The following is a 20,531-nucleotide window of genomic DNA, read 5'->3' on the forward strand; positions in this document are numbered from 1 at the left end:
ACAATCAAACCCAGCCACCAATTTCTGCTTTAGTGAGTTATCTGGGCATTACCACAAGACTTGTTAACTAAGGGGGAGAATTAGTTTTATAGCAGGGGACAGGGAATAGGTGACAAGGGACAGGGTTGAAACTCTCTTGGTGTCTAGGTTCTATGTTCAGTTTATGTCCTAACCTACCTGGCGACCGCTATAACCCTCTTCTGTCACTTTCCGAAAACATTCACCATTTCTGCATTCTAGAGCTTTTGTATAGCAGGCGTAGGCGTAGCCCGCCGCAGGCATCGCGCGATTCTTTTCTAATAACAAATACAAGACCCATTTTTTTCTAATAGTATAGCTTGTATTGATTGCCTCATAAGGCTTATAGCGATCGTTCTCCCGGAGAGTGACAGAAGAGGGATAACACCGCGATCGCACATTGGCGCGAATTTGAGCCATTGCAGTCGAGCCATCAACGACTTTGCCCCGCTCGGAGGCTTCCCACCCAACACATGCTTCTTGTTGAAGGTCTTGCAGTCGTCCTTGATAAATGTCTTCTTGTTGTTCTAGGAGTTTTATACCCGTAAGAATAACTTTGATCGCGTTCTGATACTTACCGCTAGTCAGTTGACGTTGAACTAGGGCTTCTACTTCAGGTGGCAGAAAGAAAGATTTGCATAGATTTTTGGGCGAGTAGGAGTAACTCTAATTGTTAGCGATGTCTATCGACAAGCCGCTGCACGTCTAAGCTTTTGGTGGGGGCTTTTGTCAGAGGCGATCGCTAAAGGAAGTTTCATTGCATGATATTATACTATCTATTTGTGCAATTACACTACAAAAATTTGGTATAAAAAAGTAATGAGAAAAAATAAAATCAGTTATTTTTTGGTCGCCGCAGTTGCTTGGAACCAATCGGGCCAAGAATTTGGTTAAGGCTACGCAACTGTTCTGCTGTACCCATACCAATTAGCCGATCTCCCGGCATTAACACAGTATCGCCAGTGGGGCCACCGATTAAAGTCCCATCAACGCGGCGAATAGCCAGAACTAATGCCCCAGATTGCGATCGCAATCTCGCTTTTTGTAAAGTTTGACCGACAAAAGGACACAAAGACGGTTCGAGTAAAAATTCTTCCATATACAACTGGCGGTCTGCACCTGTCAAAATCCCGTCTACAAAATCCAATACTTGGGGTCTGAGAGCTGCTGCAGCCATTCGCTTACCACCAGTAATATAGGGGGATATGACTTCATCTGCACCACCACGTCGTAACTTCTGCAAAGCTTCTTCTGTACTTGCCCGTGCGATCGCTCGAATTCCTGTATTCAGTGTTTTTGCCGATAAGACGATATATAAATTTTCTGCATCTGAAGGAAGTGCTGCAACAATACAAGTCGCCCTTTCAACGCCAACTTTCAGGAGTGTGTCATCTAGGGTAGCGTCACCTTGGTATGCCGTGTAACCTTCCATCTGAGCCCTTTGTATAGATTCCATCTCCGAATCAATCACCACAAAAAGTACACCTTCTGCCCGAAATTCCTTGGCAATTTGACGACCAGTCCGACTAAATCCGCAGATGATGTAATGTTCTGATAGAGATTCCATTAACCGCCTCTGTTGCTGTAGCCGAATTCCTTCTTGAAAGTAGCCTTGAATGATCGCTTCTGTAAATCTGTTGACAATGTAACCGATATTGACTACACCCAACAAAATCAGGGCAATTGTAAATAATCGTCCTCGGCTACCCAGTGGGTGGATCTCTCCATATCCCACAGTCGCTAAAGTAATCACTGTCATGTAAGCTGCATCTTCCCATGACCAGCCCTCCACTAACCAAAACCATAAAGTGCCAATGAAGAAAACACCGCCAAGAGCGATCGCTCCAGCCATTAACTCCTTTTGGATACGTTGATATTTTTGCTCAAGTGTTGAAAATGAAGTAACAATAGTACTTTTAGCCTACTTTTTCTAGTTTTCTACTAACTTTATCGCATTCGGGCTTTTTAGTACATTTAAACTACAAGTTATGTAGTTATGACAGATCACTACTCCGAAGCGGCCACCGTAGGCGATACCTTCTCTACGAGAGGCTCTGCCAACGGTGAGCTTCTCTACGAGACGCTTCGCGTAGCTTGCTTCCCCGGAGGGGTACGCTAGCGCAAAACTTTTCGATCTACTGTCATTGTCCTAATACTAATAAATCACCATACTGTACTGTGTAGATAGTAGCTGCAAAGTAAATAACTAGAGATGATTCCTGCTGTTGTTCGACCTCTAAATTTGGTAGTTGGTTTGCTGCTATCTTGTTGTTTCTTGCTCACAAGCTGTCACCCAACACAGATGAAAAGCAAAGCATCTCAGGTAGCTCAATTAGTTCTAGTTTCACTAAGTGACCCAACCACTTTTAACTATGCCATTAATGACTCTCCATACAGTGTTTTTTCTTTAATTTACAAGGGATTGATCGATGAGAATGTTATAACTACCAAGTTGGAGCCAGGACTGGCAGAATCTTGGTCAATATCTACCGATCAAAAGCGAATTATTTTTACCTTAAAAACAGGTTTGAAATGGTCAGATGGTGAACCTCTCACGGCAGATGATGTAGTCTTTACCTATCGAGACATTTATCTTAACCAAAGAATTCCCACTTTATATCGAGATTTTTTACGTATTGGCAACACAGAAACTTTCCCGTCAGTGCAGAAACTAGATGATCTGCGAGTTGAATTTACTTTTGCAGAACCTTTCGCCCCTTTTTTGAGATACGCCGAAAAGCTAGCGATTTTGCCAGATCATGCTTTGCGTTCTTCTGTACTATCCAATGATGCCAATGGTAATCCTAAGTTTCTCTCAATGTGGGGAACCAATACCGATCCACAAACAATTATCTGCAATGGTCCTTACGAAATAGAAAGCTATACTCCTGCTGAACGGGTAATTTTACGACGCAACCCCTATTACTGGCGCAAAGATGCTCAACAAAATCCTCAGCCTTATATTCAACGTATTGTCTGGCAAATTATTGCTTCTACAGAAAATCAGTTACTCAGATTTCGCTCAGGTGAACTGGATACTTTGAATGTAACACCAGCAGTATTTGGGTTACTCAAGAAAAATGAAAAGCGAGGAAAATACATTATTTACAATGGTGGCCCGACTGCAGGTTTTAGCTTTATGGGTTTCAATCTCAACCAAGGCCGTAATTCTAAAGATAAGCCTTTTATAGATCCGCTCAAATCTCGGTGGTTTAATAACTTAGCTTTTAGACAAGCAGTCGCTTATGCCATTGACCGCAACCGAATTAAAACTAATATCTATCGCGGTTTAGCTGAAATACAACATTCGCCAATTGCTGTTCAAAGTCCCTATTACTTGTCCCCAGCCGCGGGGTTAAAAGTTTATGATTATAATCCCCAGACAGCTAGGAAGATGTTGCTAGAGGCGGGTTTTAAATACAACTCCCAAAAAGAACTGTTAGACCAAGATGAAAATCGGGTGCAATTCAATCTCTTAGTCAAAGCAGAAGATCAATCAAGAATCGATGCCGCAGTTCGAATCCAACAAGACCTCAATCAAATTGGTATCAAAGCGAATATGCAGGTAGTCAGTTTTAATATAGTATTGCAAAAGCTACTCTCTCGTCGAGATTGGGATTGTTATGTCGGTGCGTTTGGTGTTCCCGGTGCAGATGTTGAACCTAATCTTCTATCTTTGTTTTGGACTAGTCAAGGCTCATTTCATCAGTTTAACCAAGGTGCTCTACCAGGAAAACCCCCATTGCAAGGATGGGTAGTTTCTGAATGGGAGAGAGAAATTGACAGTCTTTTCCGCGCTGGATTCAAAGAACTAGACCAGAGCAAGCGTAAGGCGATTTATGACAGATTTCAGCAAATTGTTGCTGAACAGTTGCCGATATTCTGTCTTGTGAATCCAATCTCGTTTCAGGCGGTACGTGAACGTGTCAATCCCATCAAGTTTTCTGCCTTGGGATCAACTTTTTGGAATATTGATGAACTGAAAATCACAGAAAAATAATTCCAACCAAAGATTTAAGACATCATAACTAATTCATAATTCGTATATATTACCCTTGATAACTTCCAACTCTCTTAGCTTTCTTGTAATTTTTCCTGACATAGCAAGGCAATTTCGTTATATAGCCGTAGCCACATAGGTTAGGACAGTGTTGATTGCTCAAAGCTTAAAAGCAACTGGGTTTTTACTCAGCACGGGCTAAACGCCCCGCTGACGCTAACAGCACTTTGCTATATGTCCTAGCAGCGTCAAAAGCGTAGGCTAGTATTTGACGAGTCAGGCTTGGACATCAGTGAAAAAACCCCTGGACTCTACCCAAGACTTGGACAGGCTGCGCCTATGGAAATTGCCTGTTGCTCAAATGTTGAGTACAAATTTTTTTCACCACCGCCAGGCCTTTGAGGTCATATAAGCGTTAGTTTAAGAAGAAGTACGAGTTGTGCTAAATAAAAAGTATTTTTTAGGGATTTCTAGGAAACTAGTAAATAACTATATAATGAAAAACTTTCAGGAGGAGCGGTAGTGAGCCTACAAACTCTCGTTGACCAAGCCACCATCCCCCCAGATTCAGGGTCTGTAGCATCTAGTCCCTTTGATACAGATAGCTTTAATGAAGCTGTCATGTCTACCTACGCTCGGTTTCCCTTAGCCCTAGAACGGGGTGCTGGATGCCGGGTTTGGGATACGCAGGGACGGGAATATCTGGACTTTGTAGCGGGAATTGCTACTTGTACTTTAGGACATGCCCACCCAGCGATGGTAGAAGCGGTAACACGCCAAATCCAAAAGCTGCACCACGTCTCTAATTTGTATTACATTCCTGAGCAAGGTGAATTGGCAAAATGGCTTGTCGATCATTCCTGTGCCGATCGCGTATTTTTCTGCAACTCTGGAGCTGAAGCTAACGAAGCCGCAATTAAACTGGCGCGGAAATACGCCCACACAGTATTAGACATTGAAAAACCGATTATTCTAACTGCCAATGCCAGTTTCCACGGAAGGACTTTGGCAACGATTACCGCTACAGCACAACCGAAGTATCAAAAGTACTTCGATCCTTTGGTTCCTGGGTTCCACTACGTAAATTACAACGATATTAACGCTGTGGAAGTGGCGATTAGCGAGTTGGATGAAGGCGATTATCGGGTAGCGGCGATTCTGATCGAGCCATTGCAGGGAGAAGGTGGTGTACGTCCGGGAGATGTTGCCTATTTCAAAAAGCTCCGGGAGATTTGCGATGAAACTGGCATTTTGTTGATTTTTGATGAAGTGCAAGTTGGTATGGGGCGCAGTGGCAAATTATGGGCTTACGAACATCTTGGCGTTGAACCAGATATTTTCACCAGTGCTAAAGGCTTAGGTGGCGGTATCCCCATCGGCGCAATGATCAGCAAGAAATTCTGCGACGTTTTTCAACCAGGAGAACACGCCAGTACCTTTGGCGGTAATGCTTTCGTGTGTGGTGTAGCACTCAGTGTTTGCCAGACATTGGAACAGGAAAATATTTTGCAGAATGTGCAAGACAGGGGTGAACAGTTGCGATCTGGATTGAGAGCGATCGCAGCAAAATATCCTCAGCACATTAGCGAAGTTCGGGGTTGGGGTTTAATCAACGGTTTGGAATTGCGAGCCGATATTCAAATAACCGCAGCAGATATCGTCAATGCTGCCATCAAAGAGGGCGTATTGCTAGTACCAGCCGGGCCAAAAGTAGTCCGATTTGTGCCACCACTTATTGTCACAGAGGCGGAAGTCAATACTGCTTTGGAAGCTGTGGATCGAGCGATCGCTATTATTACCAAATAGAATATTGTTTGTTTTGTGTAGAGACGTTGCATTGCAACGTCTCTTTTTCATTCTGGGGAAATTTCTCGATAAGCTTGCCGACACTGCTCATAATTGTCTGGCAAAATCTCGGCATTACCAAAACATAATTGCTCGTGAGTGGTAATTAAAGTTTCATAAGGCTGTATGGGAGTCACAGACGATCGCAGCAATTGCAGATATTCTCCATCAGTACGGCTGAGTTTGTGGGGTGCGAGCGCATTTTTATCCAACTGCTGCAACATTGCTAAATAAACACAACGGCAAGCCTCACGGTAATTACCTTGACGATAAAATTCTTGCGATCGCTCCAACAAAAGAGCAATAGATGAATCATTGGAGCGAGTTTTTACGCGAAAATCAGTGATATTGCCACTTCTATTTAGCCAAGAATAAACATAAGGGCTGAATTCTCGCCATAATCGCCAACCCACCCACGCTATAAATAATCCCAGTACCAGCCAAAACAGAAATTTCAACAATTCACCTAGCCAGGGGCTAATTGACCATCCAGTAGGCAATTCGGGCATTGCGTGTTCAAAGCGGTAAAACTGGTATTCCCACCATTCACCTGCTTGTTGTTGGAATTGAGAAAGCTGCCAACTCCAGCTAGTTTTTTCAAAAGTATCTGTCATAGGAGGGGGCAGGGGGCAGGGGGCAGGGGGCAGGGGGCAGGGGGCAGGGAGCAGGGGGCAGGGGGCAGGGGGCAGGGGGCAGGGGGCAGGGGGCAGGGGGCAGGGGGCAGGGGGCAGGGGGCAGGGGGCAGGGGGCAGGGGGCAGGGAGCAGGGAGCAAGGGGAGCAGCACTTCGGCTACATTCAGTGAACGAGGAAAAGTTGCAGTAAGTTTTTCCCCTCTGCCTCTGTGCCCTTTGCTCCTCTGTCTCTTGTGCCCAATGCCCAATGCCCCATAGTTATTAACTATTAACTACTGACTCTTTTTTTATCACTATCGAACCGATAACAATAAGTAGCGCACCGAATGCAAGAAATCCTAAATCCCAAACTAACTGATTTGGGCCTGGTTTCACATGATGGATACCGAGAATTTGGTGGTCAATTAAACCTTCAACGAAGTCAAACAACCCAGTCCCAATCATTAGTGACCCAATAAAGGTCTGTGATGACCAAGGAACTTCATCACGTCCTCCGGCACGCCATAGCAACACAAGTCCTACCACGGTGAATACCCAATCCAAGGCATGAAATAACCCATCCCATACCATGTTCAAATCTATATTCGCCATGTTTGTCAGAGGTCGAATGCTACTGAGCATATGATGCCACTGGAGGAGCTGATGCAGTAAAATTCCATCAAGAAATCCTCCAAGACCCACACCAAGACAAATTCCAGCAGTAATTAGTGGTGCGCGTTGGTTGGGGGTTTCACTTTTTGCCTCCATTGTCAACCTCATAGATAGGCTTTCTTACCAAAATACAACATCTTTTGGGAAAAAAATCTTCTATCTTGAGGCAAGTACGATCGTTCAACTTAAATTAATAATTTACAAATTTAATCTGCATACCTGCTTTCACTGGGTCGAAATCTTGGGGAAAATGGGTGGTGCGATCGTAGTCTGCTTTTTTCAGGTTCGCTCCTTTAAGGTCAGCTTGGCAAAGATTTGCTGAGATCAATAATGCTCCCCTAAGATCGGCATCCTTGAGATTAGCTTGACTGAGATCGGCAAAGCTCAGATCAGTTCCCTTCAAATTAGCGCTACTCAAGTTAGCTTCACTTAAGTCAGCATAGCTGAGGTCAGATCCTTTTAAGTTAATGCCTTGCAAATCAGCATTACTCAGTTCTGCTTTACTAAAGTCCCGTTTTCCTGCTGTATAACTCTCCACAAGAGTAGCGATATTATTTATGGACTGCTGAGAATTGACTTCAGGCATATAACAGCCTCACAGGCGATCTTGTTATTACTTTCATACTGAGGATAAAAATTCTCTGACTTCATCCTTACCTAAATGTAATACATGAGCTCCTTCTGCTTTCGGATTGATCTTCGTTCACAAAGGTCTTGGAGTGTATATTTTTCCAAAACGGAGTTAGCAGCCTGACGTGCTTCCTGCCAAACTTCCTGAATTAGCTCACCTTCTACCGTGTTGGGAGTCGGCTCACAAGGAGAGACAACAATATCTGTCCCTTCCATGCAGCTAAAAGCATCCAACACTGTAATCTTTCCGGGTTCTCGTGCTAGAACATAGCCACCTTTGGCTCCGCGTATACTCTTAATTAAACCTCCACGTCTTAATGTTGCCAAGAGTTGTTCTAAATAGCGGTTTGGGATGTCTTGCAATGCCGCTATCTCTCGAATTTGTAGGGCTTCACCGTTAGGGTAGCAGGTTGCCAACTCTAACAGGGCTAGAAGTGCATATTCTGATTTGTTAGAGATTACCACAGGCGCAATATTTTAAGCTCATATTTAAAGATACAAAGTTTTTGAGTTCGTTTCCCTAAGCTACTGCGAAGAAAAACTTTACAATCAACCTATTGTTGACCGGCTAACTCTACTTTAAAGACCTTCTAGCATAAAAGCAATTACTTTTTTTTTTAAATTCAATAAATAAAAATGATTGATTAGTATATTTAGGCGCTATGTATGCAAATTTCTTGAAAATGGCAGAATGACTGTAAAGGTAGTTCCCGCACCGATCGCACTTTCGACAGTAATCTCGCCGCCGTGTAAATCTACAGCTTGCTTGACGATGGACATCCCCAATCCCATTCCTGGGATATTGACTGTATTAGTAGCGCGATGGAAGGGTTCAAAGATGTGTTCAATGTCAGAAGCAGGAATGCCAATACCAGAGTCTTGAGTCTGGAATATAGCTTGCTCGTTGGTAGTGATGACAGAAAACTTAACCGTACTACCAATGGGAGAGTATTTTAGACAATTCGACAATAAATTACTCAAGATTTGGCGCAGTAGTTTCGCGTCTAAGTTAGCTTTTGTACATTGGCATTCACTGCTAAAAGCGATCGCATGTTGTGAGCGATCGCTCTGTTGTAATTCTTCTAATAAATCGCGGCAAAATTCCACTAAATTTATGGGTGTTGGATTAAACTCTAACTTGCCTGTTTCATCCTGACTCACCACCAATACATCATTCAATAACTGGGTTATATGCATCACTGATTTTTGAATGCGGCGCAGGTGGGTATGTTGTCGCTGTTCGCTCCAGAGGTGGCGATAATGTTCTAGTAGTTCCGCAGAAGAGTGGATGGTAGCCAAAGGGGTGCGAAACTCATGGGAGGTGATGGTAAGCAAGCGGGATTTAAGTTCGCTAAATTGCCTTTCTTTGGCAAGCGCTTGTCGCATCGCCTCTTCTGCCCATTGCAGCTTGGCTTGGGTTCGCTTACTTTCGCTAATATCCCGTAATAGCCAGCGCAGATCAACTAACTCACTATATTGATTACGGATAGCAACCACCTTAACCGCAGCCATAATAGGTGTTTTGTCATGCGGTCGCAGGTTTACTTCCCACTCTTGCATTTTCCAGTCTGGGCATTGGGCGCGATCGCGCAGATGATTTAGTTTTAAATGAAAAGCAATTATTTCTTTTTCAAGTACAAAAATCCCTATGGATTTGCCCAACAACAAACTTTTAGAAATGTTGAGTAGAGTGGTGGCGGCTAAGTTAGCTTCCTGAATTATCCCTTTTGTATCAGTCACAAAATAAGCGTCTGGTACTTCCTCAAATAGTTCTTGGTAGCGCTGACCTTGTGCTACCAAGTCCTGTTGAGTATTGGATAATTCTTCATTCTGCTGCTTTAAATCTTCATTTACTAGTTGGAGTTCTTCCAAAGCTAGGTAAACTTCTTTGAATACTGCGTTGACGAGTTCAATATCTGCTTGTGCTTTTTGCTGTTCACTCTGGCGTTGCAAGAGGGCGACGCGCTTACGCATATTCTCTATCTGCAAAGCTAAATCGTCCAAATTCACGCTCTTGCTCCTAAATTTTGAAGTTGGGTTTTATTTTAGATTCCCTACTTGGACGATCTTAGCTTTTGGAGTTTAGCAGTTATCAGTAATTTCAGTGTAGTTTTAGGTAATTTTAGTTCTTTGGGGTGATTTTGTTCACTGTTTTTGTCTGGAAATGTTACTCAATTGCTCTCGTAGGTCTGCCCATTTTATACCTGCTAGGCTGGGTAAAACAATATGAGCGGCTCCAACTCGTTCAACAGGGCCGAGTCCTACTGCCCACATACCAGCGGCTAAAGCGGCTTCAACACCTGCTGCGGCATCTTCTACAACCACAGATTGCTCTGGTTTGATTCCTAGCTGCTTGGCTGCGTACAGAAATAGGTCGGGTGCTGGCTTGGGTTCTTGTACGCTGTAACCATCTGCGATCGCATCTACTTTATCCATAATACCCAATTGCTCTAGCACTGGGCGGGCATTTTTACTCCCTGAACCAATACCGATCTTAATACCAGCTTGCCGCAGTTCATCCAAAAGGGCGATCGCACCTGGCAACAAATCCTCTGGTGTCATCTTTTGGAGCAATTCGACATAATAGCGATTCTTGCGCTCCATCATCTCCTCGATTTGTGCTTCCGAATACGGTCTATCTCTCAGAATCAGCATCAGAGAAGCACGACGAGATACACCCCGCAAGGCTTCGTTAGCTTCCCGATTAAACGGTATACCCTCTTCATCTGCTAGCTTTTGCCAAGCTAGATAGTGAAGTTCTGCTGTATCTGTTAACACACCATCTAAATCGAAGATGAATCCTTGGATGTTGGGGTTGTGAGTTGCAGGGAGTGAGGACGATGAGGGAGCAGGGGAGGCAGGGGAGGCAGGGGAAGCAGGGGGAGAAGTCTGGTGTTCAGAAACTTGTGAGTGGGAATTTGGGGGATCGGGGGAGAGGGAAAGTTGGAGAAATTCTAGTTGACGAGTTATGTCTTGGGCGACTTGTCCCTGATGTAGATCGAAGTCGTGCCATTTCCCGCGCCAGTGCAGTTTAAACTTTAAGCGCGTCCAGCCAGGGGGGAGGTGGGGGTTGGCTACAGGGCCATTTTTAGTTAATTGGATGCCGCCGAATCCAAAAATTACAGCTTGCCAAATGCCACCAGCACTAGCGCCGTGAATTCCATCGTTGGTGTTACCTCGGTTATCTTCAAGATCCACCATTAACGCCTGCATAAACTGTTCGTAAGCTGCGGTTGATTTACCCAAATCGGAAGCTAAAATCGCTTGAACTGCTGGGCCAAGAGACGAACCATAAGTAATATCAGTGCGGGGTGCGTAGTAGTCCCAGTTTGTCTGCAATGCTTTTTCGTTGTAGGGAAAATCTGCTGATTCCCTCATTAAATATAAGAGCATTAATACGTCTGGTTGCTTGAGTACTTGACATTTGTTGGTTTTCTCAATACCCAAGATCGGTTGCATGGAGCGATCGCGTGGTTCATAATCTGCTAAGTTGATATCTTCCAATTGGAAAAATCCCTCGCACTGCTCGATTAGTTCTGTTAATGGATCGTAGAAAAACAATATTTTGGCGATGATATCTTGCCAGTGCGATCGCTCCTCTGGGGTCAGCTTTAGCTTCTGTTCTAGTTCGGTGGCTCGTTCGGGGAATTTGTGAGCCAACCAATCATAAACTGCGATCGCTTTCTCTAAATGCCATTGCGCCATCCGGTTTGTAAAGGCGTTGTTGTGGACGAATTCATGGTATTCATCGGCTCCGATTACTCCCCGAATTTCATACCGATCCTGCTCAGAATTGAATTCCACCCGGCTACCCCAAAAAATCGCGGCATCCAAGATCGCCTCTGCGCCGTAGCTTTGCATCCACTCATCATCACCAGTTGCTTGCCAGTAGTTCCAAATTGCGTAGGGGATATCTGCATTGATATGAATTTCGCGATCGCGACACCAAATCCGCACGTCTTCACCATAAAAATCACTGCCGATAGCCCAACGTGGTGTCACTTCATCTCCAGAATCAGCACTTTCCCAAGCAAACATTGCCCCTTTATAACCGTAATGGGCTGCCTTGCGTCTAGCTCCTGGTAAGGTGTGCCAACGGTAACTGAGTAAATTGCGGGCGATCGCTGGTTGAGTAAACAGAAATAGGGGCTGTATAAAAATTTCCGTATCCCAAAAGATATGACCGCGATAGCCAAACCCCGAAAGGGTTTTAGCAGGAATACTCACCTTATCATCATGGCGTGGGGCAGCAATCAGCAGCTGAAACAGATTGTAGCGAACAGCAAAAGTAGCTGTGCTATCCCCCTCAATCAGGATGTCACTTTGCTGCCAAACCTCATCCCATGCCTGTCTCTGAGCTTTTAGTAATGTTGCGTAGTCTGACAAGTGTGTGAGTTTTTCTTGAGCTGCTGAAACTGGTGTTTCAATGTCCCGCGAAGTAAAAACTGTCACGAGTTTTTCTACCGTAACGGTCTGCTGCGTTTTAGCCAAAAAGGTCGTACTCAAGCTAGGATAACCAGGTGCGGTATTGACTTGTAAAGGTGCTTCAGTGCCTAATATTGTCATTTTAGCTGCCATACCGAGTTCAATTCGGGAAGCGCGAGTGCGGCGTTGCAACCAGATTCCTTGGTTAATCTTGCCTTGGTCTAATTCTTCCCAGTGATTAAAACCCTGATTTTCGGGATAGCCGTTGATACTAGCTTGAATTTCGATTAACCCCTCAAAATCTACTGGCGTTACATGGCAGCGTAACGCCAACACGTGGGGATCTGCAAGACTAGCAAAGCGTTCAAAGCTGATGTCTATGGTATTCCCACTGGGAGAGCGCCAACGCAAGGCTCGAATCAGTAGTCCTTGGCGTAAATCAAGCTGGCGATCGTAGCTCAATATCTCACCTTGATCGAGACGGAAGCGATCGCCATTCACAATCACTATCAAGGGTAGCCAGTCAGGGCAATTTACCAGTTCAGTGTACACCACAGGCACATCATCGTAGACACCGTGGATAAAAGTAGCTGGCAATGCATGAGGATAACCTTCCTCAAAACTGCCTCTTGTTCCCAAGTATCCATTGCCGATTGTAAAAACGGTTTCTTTGGAGTGCAATTGCTCAGGGTCAAACTGGGTTTCGATTAATATCCAGTCTGTGTAGATAAAATGGCGAGAACGACCTTTTGTTTGCATAAATTGGGGACTGGTGATTTTGAGTTTTTGAGCTAGATGAATCTAGTTCCGAGGTGGATGAACGGAGTTCCGAGGTGGATGAACGAGTCTCTAATTCTCCTTGTCCCCTCTTGACAATTCAGATTATCTGGAATCCACGAAAAACCTAACCCCCTAACCCCCTTCCCGACGCGGGAAGGGAGAAAATTCAAAGTCTCTCTCCTTTTAGGAGAGAGATTTAGAGAGAGGTTTTCCAGATACCGGGAAAAGTCAGATATCCTCATCCCTTACCCTCCCTTATACTTTTCCAAAATCTTTTCGGATCTGGGTTTATAAATGAGATGAAATAAGGTTTCCATGTAGCGATCTCTAGCTTCGTTATTTTCAGGAGCAACAAAGTTCCAAAAACTAAACATTTTAGCAAGCAGTAGTAATTGATTGCTATGTAAATGCCAATTATATTTGTGATGAATTCGCTGACTCATCCATTCTGAAACTTCTTGCCAGTATTCCGTATGAGTATCGCATTGTTCAAGGAAGTCTAAAATTTTCGTTGCTGTTCCTTCTAAGTCTGTAGGATTAACGTTAAATTGGTTTTCTTTGTTCTCGATAATTTCTAAAGAACCGCCAAATTGAGTAGCAAAAGTTGGCAAGCCAGAAATCATCGCTTCCAAAATACTCCGACCGAAGGATTCAAAACGGGCAAAATGGACATAAATTCCTTGATAATCGGCAACTACTCGGTAGGCTTCGCCGATGTCGCTGCTAGGGATACGCATTCCCACCCAGCGAATCTTACCATCGAGATGATATTGCTCGATAATGTCGTAGAGTTTTTGAATTTCTTCTGCTTCTTCTGGGTTTGTAGCTTCATGTATATGCAGTTTAGTAGTTAAGAGAATTAGGTTACAACGCTCTTGCAACGCTTGACTTTTACCAAAACATTCAGCTAACCCAGTGAAATTTTTGATTGAATTGATGGTATCAAGGGCAAATATTGGTCGCTTATTGGGGCGTTCTAAATGACCAAGAATTTGTGGATCTTCGCGGGTAAACAGTAAGTCGTGGACTTGTGTGCAAAGGTGAGAATCTCGGTTTTCTTGTTGGCTGTAGGGAAAGAAGATATTTTCATTGACTCCCGGTGGCACTAAGTTAAATTTAGGACTAAACAAATCAATTCCATCAACTACATGATACAAATGTGGCATCGTAAACCACTTGTACGACTCGTATTGACCTATGGTATCAGGCGTGCCGACTATTTCTTGATAGGACGATGTGATGATAAAGTCGGCTGCATTCATGCTAATCAAATCAGCGGTGAATTGTGCAGAGAAATGATATTTATCTTCTAAATCTTGCCAATATAAATTGCTAAATAGATATTTAGGTTTTTCCAAAGAATGGGCAATGTTACATTGGGTGACTTTCATTCGGCGAGATAGCAGAAAGGCCACTAAGTTACCATCGCTGTAATTGCCAACGATCAGACTAGGTTTGCCTTGGAATTGAGCTAGTAATTCTCTTTCTGCATCGATCGCAAATTGTTCTAAATAAGGCCAGATATCAAATTTAGAAATCCAATTATTCGTAATTTCTGGATTGAATTCACCAAAAGGAACGCGCAATATCCAAGCATTTTCAGTATCTTGGACTTTTTCTAAGGGCAGGTTACAAAATGTGCCTTCACAGTTAGGAATTAATCGAGTCAGAATAATCACATGGGGTTTAATACCTAGCTGGTCGAGTCCAGCGAGTTTGATTTGTTCGCGCAGTTCGTTTTCTAAGCTGCGAGCTTGTTCGAGGACGTAGATAACTTGACCGAGTGTTTCATCTCTTCCCAAAACATCCTCCTGTCCAACCCAGCCGTGGATGGAGATCAGGACGACGCGAAAGACGGCGGGGACGCGGGCTACAAATGTTTCTAAGATGCCAGGTTCTGGGGAGTAAATAAGTCGATCGAGAAGTTCTAAAGTTTCAGAGACTCGCGCCGCAGTGTTACCCCAACCTGGCTCAAAGCCGAGTTCTTGGAGGTCAAAGCTAAATTTTTCATAAGGTTCATCAGGCGATCGCTCATTCAGGAATTTCAGCGCTTGTTTAATTTGTTTGGCTAACTGAATACCGGAAGGAATGCGATCGCTTAACAATAGGCGAATACCATTGTATTGCAGCCCATGTAATGCTTGAAATAACATTTCTACCCAATATTGAGGGTCAGTCAATAATTGATTGCATAGGTAACGGTTGAGAAAGGCTAAACCTTGACCAATATTTCTAGCGTCGTCAATTCTTGGAGAACTCTCATAGAAGGGGTGGAGGTCGATTTCGAGGATATGGGGTTGGTAGCGATTGACTAGACGATCTCTTACATCTAACAACGCTTGAGGCGTCATCTGCTCGAACCTGCCAAAATCGGCTGTCAGTTGCCAAACTTCTTGATTCGCAATCCTCGGTCGAATTACAAACCACGTACTTTCCTCTTCGAGAATTATTTCGTGGGTGTATTGTATTAGTTTGCCAACAGAAGAAGAGTGATAAAAATAGGCTGGCTTTTGGGATTGATGACAGTAGTCGGCAAAGAAAAGCAAAATCTCATTTCTTAGGAAGTAATGCTTACCTGAAGTACTCAACGCATAAATCAACTGATGTAGAGCAGTTTTTTCATCACCGTTGGAGAGAGCTTGAATTAGTTCATACATGATGACGAATTCCAGAAATTTAGCTAGGTAATAACCTCATTTTTCTTTCCAGTTTTCGGTTTGATGAGGTATATTCCCCAAATAATGATAAATTACTATAAAAATATTCGCGTCTAGCTCTGGGATGAAAGACTGTGAGAACTTCAAATCTATGGGATGAGAAGTAGAGGAAAGCAAACAAGGGAAAATTATTGAACAAGTTTCTTTCTCAATCAGGTATAAAACACTATTCCAGATTAAGTACTAAAGCAAAATTGGAGCGATCGCTAGTAGAACATCACACCAGAATTAACAATTAAAAATTCAAAATTCAAAATTAATTTACAATAAATTAATTCCAGCAATTTTTAGCAAAATTTAATCAAATGTAAGCAGATTAAAAGCTGTTTACTACCTTATCATCATCATCTAAAATTATGAGTTGATAACTATATAAAAATACCATTTGATTTCTGAAAAAATCCATAGAGTCCCTATTCTCTATCTCTACGAGTAATTGCAAAACTCAAATACTAGTCTGATATCAAGCCGAAACTAACAACTTTTTGCAGTGCTTTTTCAAAGCCTACACCCTGTTTGAAAGCGATATACAAAAATACTATTGCAACTGAACGAATTGAATTATCGCAATGTATCAAAGTCGGTTTGGGTAGTTCAGTGATGATCTGATATAGGACTCATATTTGATTTTTGAAATATACGTAGGGTGCGTTATGCCAAAGGCTAACGCACCACTCCGAATTTTAGGTGCGTTACGCTACGCGATAACACAACGCCAGTCCGCTCAAGTCGGGAAACCCGCCCACGCGGCTGGCTCCCCTACACATACTTAGATTTTTTCAAAAATCAAATACTATTCCTATTTTTCTTCACACAGCTTGTTTTTATTGTGCCAACTTGCTTAACAGAGAATTCTTGTTAGGCTAGCGATGGTTCTCTTATCTTTTCAAACACCAGCCATCCATCAAGATTTATCATAAATAAAAGGGTTTAAGACCCCTACCTCTACAGGTAGCCCTAGTTTCAGTCGGGGTTTAAATCCCCGTCTGAAATTGTCTTTAATTTTGAATTTTGAATTTTGAATTTTTAATGCTTACTTTAATAATCTCTTGCTTATAGCCCCTGATTAATTCGAGAGTTTTTAAGGTTGAAAAATGAATTTGTAATTTTGATTTTATTGGGATGAAGCTAATAGTGGTTTAGCTTTATGCAGCGTCAATCATCTTCCCAAGATTCGTGATTCAGTAAATCGATAATTCTATCTCTGAATAGAAATTCATTTTTTTCTAACTCAAGTTCAAAATTAATCCAGTCACGATGAGGAATATATTTACAGAGGGTATAAATTGGCTGCTGGCGGTTAACAAGTCTCTTTTTAACAAGTTGAAGTGCTTCTTGCTTGATAACGTTGATGTCATATTTAACCGTAGTGTTCATAAGTCGTTCCTTTATTTTCAATTAAGGAATTAAGACTCAAAACAGTAGTTGCTTTGACTCTCCCTTAAACTTATCAAAGAAAATTGGCGAGAATTGTGAAGAATCAAGACATTAATAGTTGCTAGAAGTTAAATACAGGAGATTTCAACTTCTCTACTAAAGCGAACAGCGTGTCGGAGACAGAGGCTACGCCAACATGAGATACAGAAATACCCAACCACTTTCCCCTTTATAAGGGTTGTCACTACGTTGGTCAGCCCGACTGACTTGTTCGCTCTTAGCCTTCTTGCTATGAAAGCAAGTGGAGTGAGGTTTGGGAAGGGGTGTAACTTGTATAGTTACAAATATAGGACTTACGCAAAAACCCTCTCAAACTCTCCTTTCTCCGTGAACTCTGCGGCCTCTGTGGTTCGTTTTCCGTGACCTGTGCGTAAGTCCTAAAATAGTAAAATATGCTTTATGGGTTTAAGTATACCCTCTTTAGATAGGTTCTTGTAGAAGACATCTCCAAAAATTAAATAATATGCATTATCTAAAACCCTTGTAGAGACATAGCACTACTACATCTTTCTACATTCTTTTTCACTAGATGTCTAGAGCAAGAAGGCTGGCACAACAAGCTACAAACATCAAAAGAGAATGTAGATGTTCTCTGGGCGACTTGTCAGAAGGTAGGCTAGGGTAAAGAACATTCTCTAGAAAACTTACTTATACTATGATCTTGAATCTTGATAAAGTTCGTCAATATTTTCCTGCTCTAGCTGGTGAATGGACTTTTTTTGATAATGCTGGTGGGTCACAAACCTTGAAAAAAGTAGTAGATAGAATTAGCGAATTTCTTTTAAGTTCTGATGTCCAGTTAGGAGCCTCTTATGCGATTTCTCAACTTGCTGGAGAACGATTGGCTCTAGCAACTAGGGGAATGGCTACTTTCATTAATGCCAATTCTGATAAAGAAGTGGTTATGGGCCCATCTACTACAATGATGTTGAAAGTTCTCTCAATGTGTCTGGGTCAAACCTTTACACCTGGTGATGAGGTTATTGTTACTAATTGTGACCATGAAGCTAATATTGGTGCTTGGTTAGCTCTTGAAAAACAAGGAATGAAGGTTAAAGTATGGAAAGTTCGCCCAGATACTTTGGAACTTCATTTAGCAGATTTAGAACCATTGATGAGTCAGCGCACAAAACTGGTAGCCTTGACTCATGCTTCTAATGTTCTGGGAACCATCAACCCAATCAAAGAAATTGCTGCATTTGTACACGATCGCAACGCCATGATTTGTGTAGATGGTGTAGCTTATGCACCTCACAGATTAGTTGATGTCCAAGATTTAAATGTTGATTTCTATACTTTGAGTTTTTATAAAGTCTATGGGCCGCATCATGCCTTACTTTATGGTAAAAAAGAACATTTATTAAGATTGCCTAGTCTTAACCATTATTTTATTGACCAGACAGACATACCTTATAAATTTCAGTTAGGGAATGTGAATTTTGAATTAAGTTATGGAATGTTAGGTTTATGTGATTATTTAAGTGAATTAGCACAATTGCACTACGGGGATGAAACTGCACCTGATTTGAGAAATCAAATGGTACAAGCATTTGATTTAATTAGCATACATGAAGAAAAGATTAGCGATCGCCTGCTAAATTACCTCAACAGTAAGCCTAATGTGCGAGTTATTGGTCAATCAAAGGCTGACCGCCAAACCCGTGTACCAACTATATCTTTTATCGTCGATGGAATAAATAGCTCAACCATTCCGGTAAAAATTGACCAACATCATATTGGGATTCGCTATGGGGACTTTTATGCTAAACGGCTCATTGAATATCTGGGGTTAGCGTCCCAAGGTGGAATAGTCCGGGTGAGTATGGTGCATTACAACACCCTTGAGGAAGTTAACAACTTGATTGAGGCTTTTGAGCAGATATTTTAAGACTGGGCATTGGGGGACTTCCAAATAAAAAAATATCCCAAAACTGACACAAAAATTCTCTCTATTTCTTCTCTCTGTGTTCTCTGCGACTCTGTGGTTCGTTTATTTGGATAATTTATTTCTTGGAAATCCCTGGGCATTGGGCATTGGGCACAAGAGGCAGAGGTGCAAAAGGGCGCAGGGGAAAAACTTACTGCAACTTCTCCCCTGCTCTCCTTGTCCCTTGTCCCCATTATCTATTACTAAGCTGCAAAACTTGCACCTCTTCTTGTGGAGAAATTAATGTTTTACCCACAGGTAGAACAGCTAAGGCATTGGTTTGAGCTAAATTAACTAAATTCCCAGAACTGTGACTACCTCCAGCTTTGTGAAATTCATAAACTCCATCAATTAACTGCAATTTACCCCAAAGGTAAGTTTCGCGCTTGCCGTCCGATCGCAATTCATCATGCGATCGCACTTTCAAAAACACTGGTTCCCAACCTTCAGTAATTCCCGAAAGTTTCTTAATTGCTGGTAGCACAAACCGCCAAAATGTCACCAACACAGCAGCAGGGTTTCCTGGTAAACCAAAATAGAGTGGAGAGACGCGATTAATCGCATCTGTACTAGGGAAAGTGGCGACGGTGAGGGGTTTTCCTGGACTCATCTGTACAGCCCGAATGTGGATTTTTGCTTTTATTGACTCTAGAATTTTGTCAATATAGTCATAATCTCCCACTGAGACACCACCAGAAGAGAGAACTAGATCAGCGATCGCAACAGCATGGGCAATAACTTTCTCCAGAGCAACTGGATCGTCCTTAACAATTCCTAAAATTAACGGTTCTGCGCCACTTTCCTTTACCAAAGCTGCCAGCGCATACTGATTAGAATCCACAATTTGCCCTGGTTGCAACGGTCGATCGACTGTCACCAACTCATCACCAGTGGAAAAAATTGCCACACGTGGGCGGCGGTAAACATTTAATTGCGGACACTGTGCTGCTGCCAATACGCCAATTTCTGAGGCATTTAACTTAATTCCTGCTGGTAGTAGTTGTGTTCCAGCTTGATAAAAAGATGCTTTGTGTCTGACAAATCCTTGCGGTTTTGGCGCATCCAGGATAAATACGCGGTTTTCCTCGCGGCGTGTCTTCTCTTGCATAACTACAGTATCCGCACCGCCTGGAATTACCGCACCCGTAAAAATTCGTGCGGCTTGCCCTGGTTGAATCGTAGACTTGGGCTGATACCCAGCCGGAATCTCTTCAACAATTTCTAAAATAGCTGGTTGTTCGGCGCTAGAGTGCTGTACATCTTCGTAGCGAACTGCGTAGCCATCCATTGCCGAATTATCCCAATGGGGAAAATCTAGCGGACTGGTGACAGGCACTGCCAAAATGCGACTATCTGCTGTGAATAAATCTACAACTTCTGTATTCCGTTGACGATCCAACGGCTGCACCAAATTTAAAATAATTGCTTCTGCATCGCTGACTGATAACATAGCGATCGCCTCCAACTT

14 protein-coding genes and 1 pseudogene are annotated in these 20,531 nt (G+C 42.7%); 3 read left to right on the forward strand and 12 right to left on the reverse strand.

Annotated elements, in window-relative coordinates:
* Positions 1-168 precede the first annotated feature (168 nt).
* From V7K41_RS00385 to V7K41_RS00395, 3 genes and pseudogenes are all read right to left on the reverse strand, one after another.
* Positions 169-438 carry a hypothetical protein gene (locus tag V7K41_RS00385; RefSeq protein WP_334845194.1) on the reverse strand — a complete coding sequence of 90 codons (270 nt, stop codon included), beginning with the start codon at positions 436-438 and terminating at the stop codon, positions 169-171.
* 96 nt (positions 439-534) lie between these two features.
* Positions 535-642 (reverse strand): annotated as a pseudogene (locus V7K41_RS00390) (ribbon-helix-helix domain-containing protein); the annotation flags it as partial.
* A gap of 211 nt (positions 643-853) precedes the next feature.
* The gene (locus V7K41_RS00395) at positions 854-1,870 is read right to left on the reverse strand and encodes a potassium channel family protein (protein ID WP_334845195.1); all 1,017 of its coding nucleotides are present in this window, start codon (positions 1,868-1,870) and stop codon (positions 854-856) included.
* 360 nt (positions 1,871-2,230) lie between these two features.
* Between V7K41_RS00395 and V7K41_RS00400 the strand changes: the two genes are divergently transcribed.
* Both V7K41_RS00400 and V7K41_RS00405 read left to right on the forward strand, forming a co-directional pair.
* Entirely contained in the window at positions 2,231-4,018 is a 1,788-nt protein-coding gene (locus tag V7K41_RS00400) for an ABC transporter substrate-binding protein (RefSeq protein ID WP_334845196.1), read from the forward strand.
* Between the two features lie 522 nt (positions 4,019-4,540).
* Entirely contained in the window at positions 4,541-5,824 is a 1,284-nt protein-coding gene (locus tag V7K41_RS00405) for an aspartate aminotransferase family protein (RefSeq protein WP_334845197.1), read from the forward strand.
* Positions 5,825-5,871: 47 nt separating this feature from the next.
* Here the strand turns inward: V7K41_RS00405 and V7K41_RS00410 are convergent, their stop codons facing one another.
* From V7K41_RS00410 to V7K41_RS00445, 8 genes are all read right to left on the reverse strand, one after another.
* The gene (locus V7K41_RS00410) at positions 5,872-6,477 is read right to left on the reverse strand and encodes a DUF4129 domain-containing protein (RefSeq protein WP_334845198.1); all 606 of its coding nucleotides are present in this window, start codon (positions 6,475-6,477) and stop codon (positions 5,872-5,874) included.
* Positions 6,478-6,757: 280 nt separating this feature from the next.
* Positions 6,758-7,243 carry a DUF2243 domain-containing protein gene (locus tag V7K41_RS00415; protein ID WP_334845199.1) on the reverse strand — a complete coding sequence of 162 codons (486 nt, stop codon included), beginning with the start codon at positions 7,241-7,243 and terminating at the stop codon, positions 6,758-6,760.
* Between the two features lie 94 nt (positions 7,244-7,337).
* On the reverse strand, positions 7,338-7,733 hold the full coding sequence (locus V7K41_RS00420) for a pentapeptide repeat-containing protein (protein ID WP_334845200.1): 396 nt from the start codon (positions 7,731-7,733) through the stop codon (positions 7,338-7,340).
* A gap of 71 nt (positions 7,734-7,804) precedes the next feature.
* Positions 7,805-8,242, reverse strand: coding sequence for an RrF2 family transcriptional regulator (locus V7K41_RS00425; RefSeq protein WP_334845201.1), 438 nt, complete (start codon positions 8,240-8,242; stop codon positions 7,805-7,807).
* Positions 8,243-8,437: 195 nt separating this feature from the next.
* Positions 8,438-9,787 (reverse strand): PAS domain-containing sensor histidine kinase, encoded by a 1,350-nt coding sequence (locus V7K41_RS00430; RefSeq protein ID WP_334845202.1) that lies wholly within the window; start codon positions 9,785-9,787, stop codon positions 8,438-8,440.
* 135 nt (positions 9,788-9,922) lie between these two features.
* Complete coding sequence (gene pgmB, locus V7K41_RS00435; RefSeq protein WP_334845203.1) at positions 9,923-12,961, reverse strand: beta-phosphoglucomutase; 3,039 nt, start codon at positions 12,959-12,961, stop codon at positions 9,923-9,925.
* A gap of 266 nt (positions 12,962-13,227) precedes the next feature.
* A complete protein-coding gene (locus V7K41_RS00440; protein WP_334845204.1) occupies positions 13,228-15,639 on the reverse strand; it encodes a sucrose synthase in 2,412 nt (803 codons plus the stop codon).
* Between the two features lie 1,215 nt (positions 15,640-16,854).
* Positions 16,855-17,076, reverse strand: coding sequence for a DUF4327 family protein (locus V7K41_RS00445; RefSeq protein WP_334845205.1), 222 nt, complete (start codon positions 17,074-17,076; stop codon positions 16,855-16,857).
* Between the two features lie 715 nt (positions 17,077-17,791).
* Between V7K41_RS00445 and V7K41_RS00450 the strand changes: the two genes are divergently transcribed.
* Positions 17,792-19,024: a cysteine desulfurase-like protein gene (locus V7K41_RS00450; protein ID WP_334845206.1), complete on the forward strand. Its 1,233-nt coding sequence runs from the start codon at positions 17,792-17,794 to the stop codon at positions 19,022-19,024.
* A gap of 232 nt (positions 19,025-19,256) precedes the next feature.
* Here V7K41_RS00450 and V7K41_RS00455 read toward each other — a convergent pair whose 3' ends face one another.
* Complete coding sequence (locus V7K41_RS00455; RefSeq protein ID WP_334845207.1) at positions 19,257-20,513, reverse strand: molybdopterin molybdotransferase MoeA; 1,257 nt, start codon at positions 20,511-20,513, stop codon at positions 19,257-19,259.
* Between the last annotated feature and the right edge of the window lie 18 nt (positions 20,514-20,531).

Origin of the sequence: Nostoc sp. (genome assembly GCF_036917415.1) — a bacterium.
Classification (GTDB): Bacteria; Cyanobacteriota; Cyanobacteriia; order Cyanobacteriales; family Nostocaceae; genus Nostoc.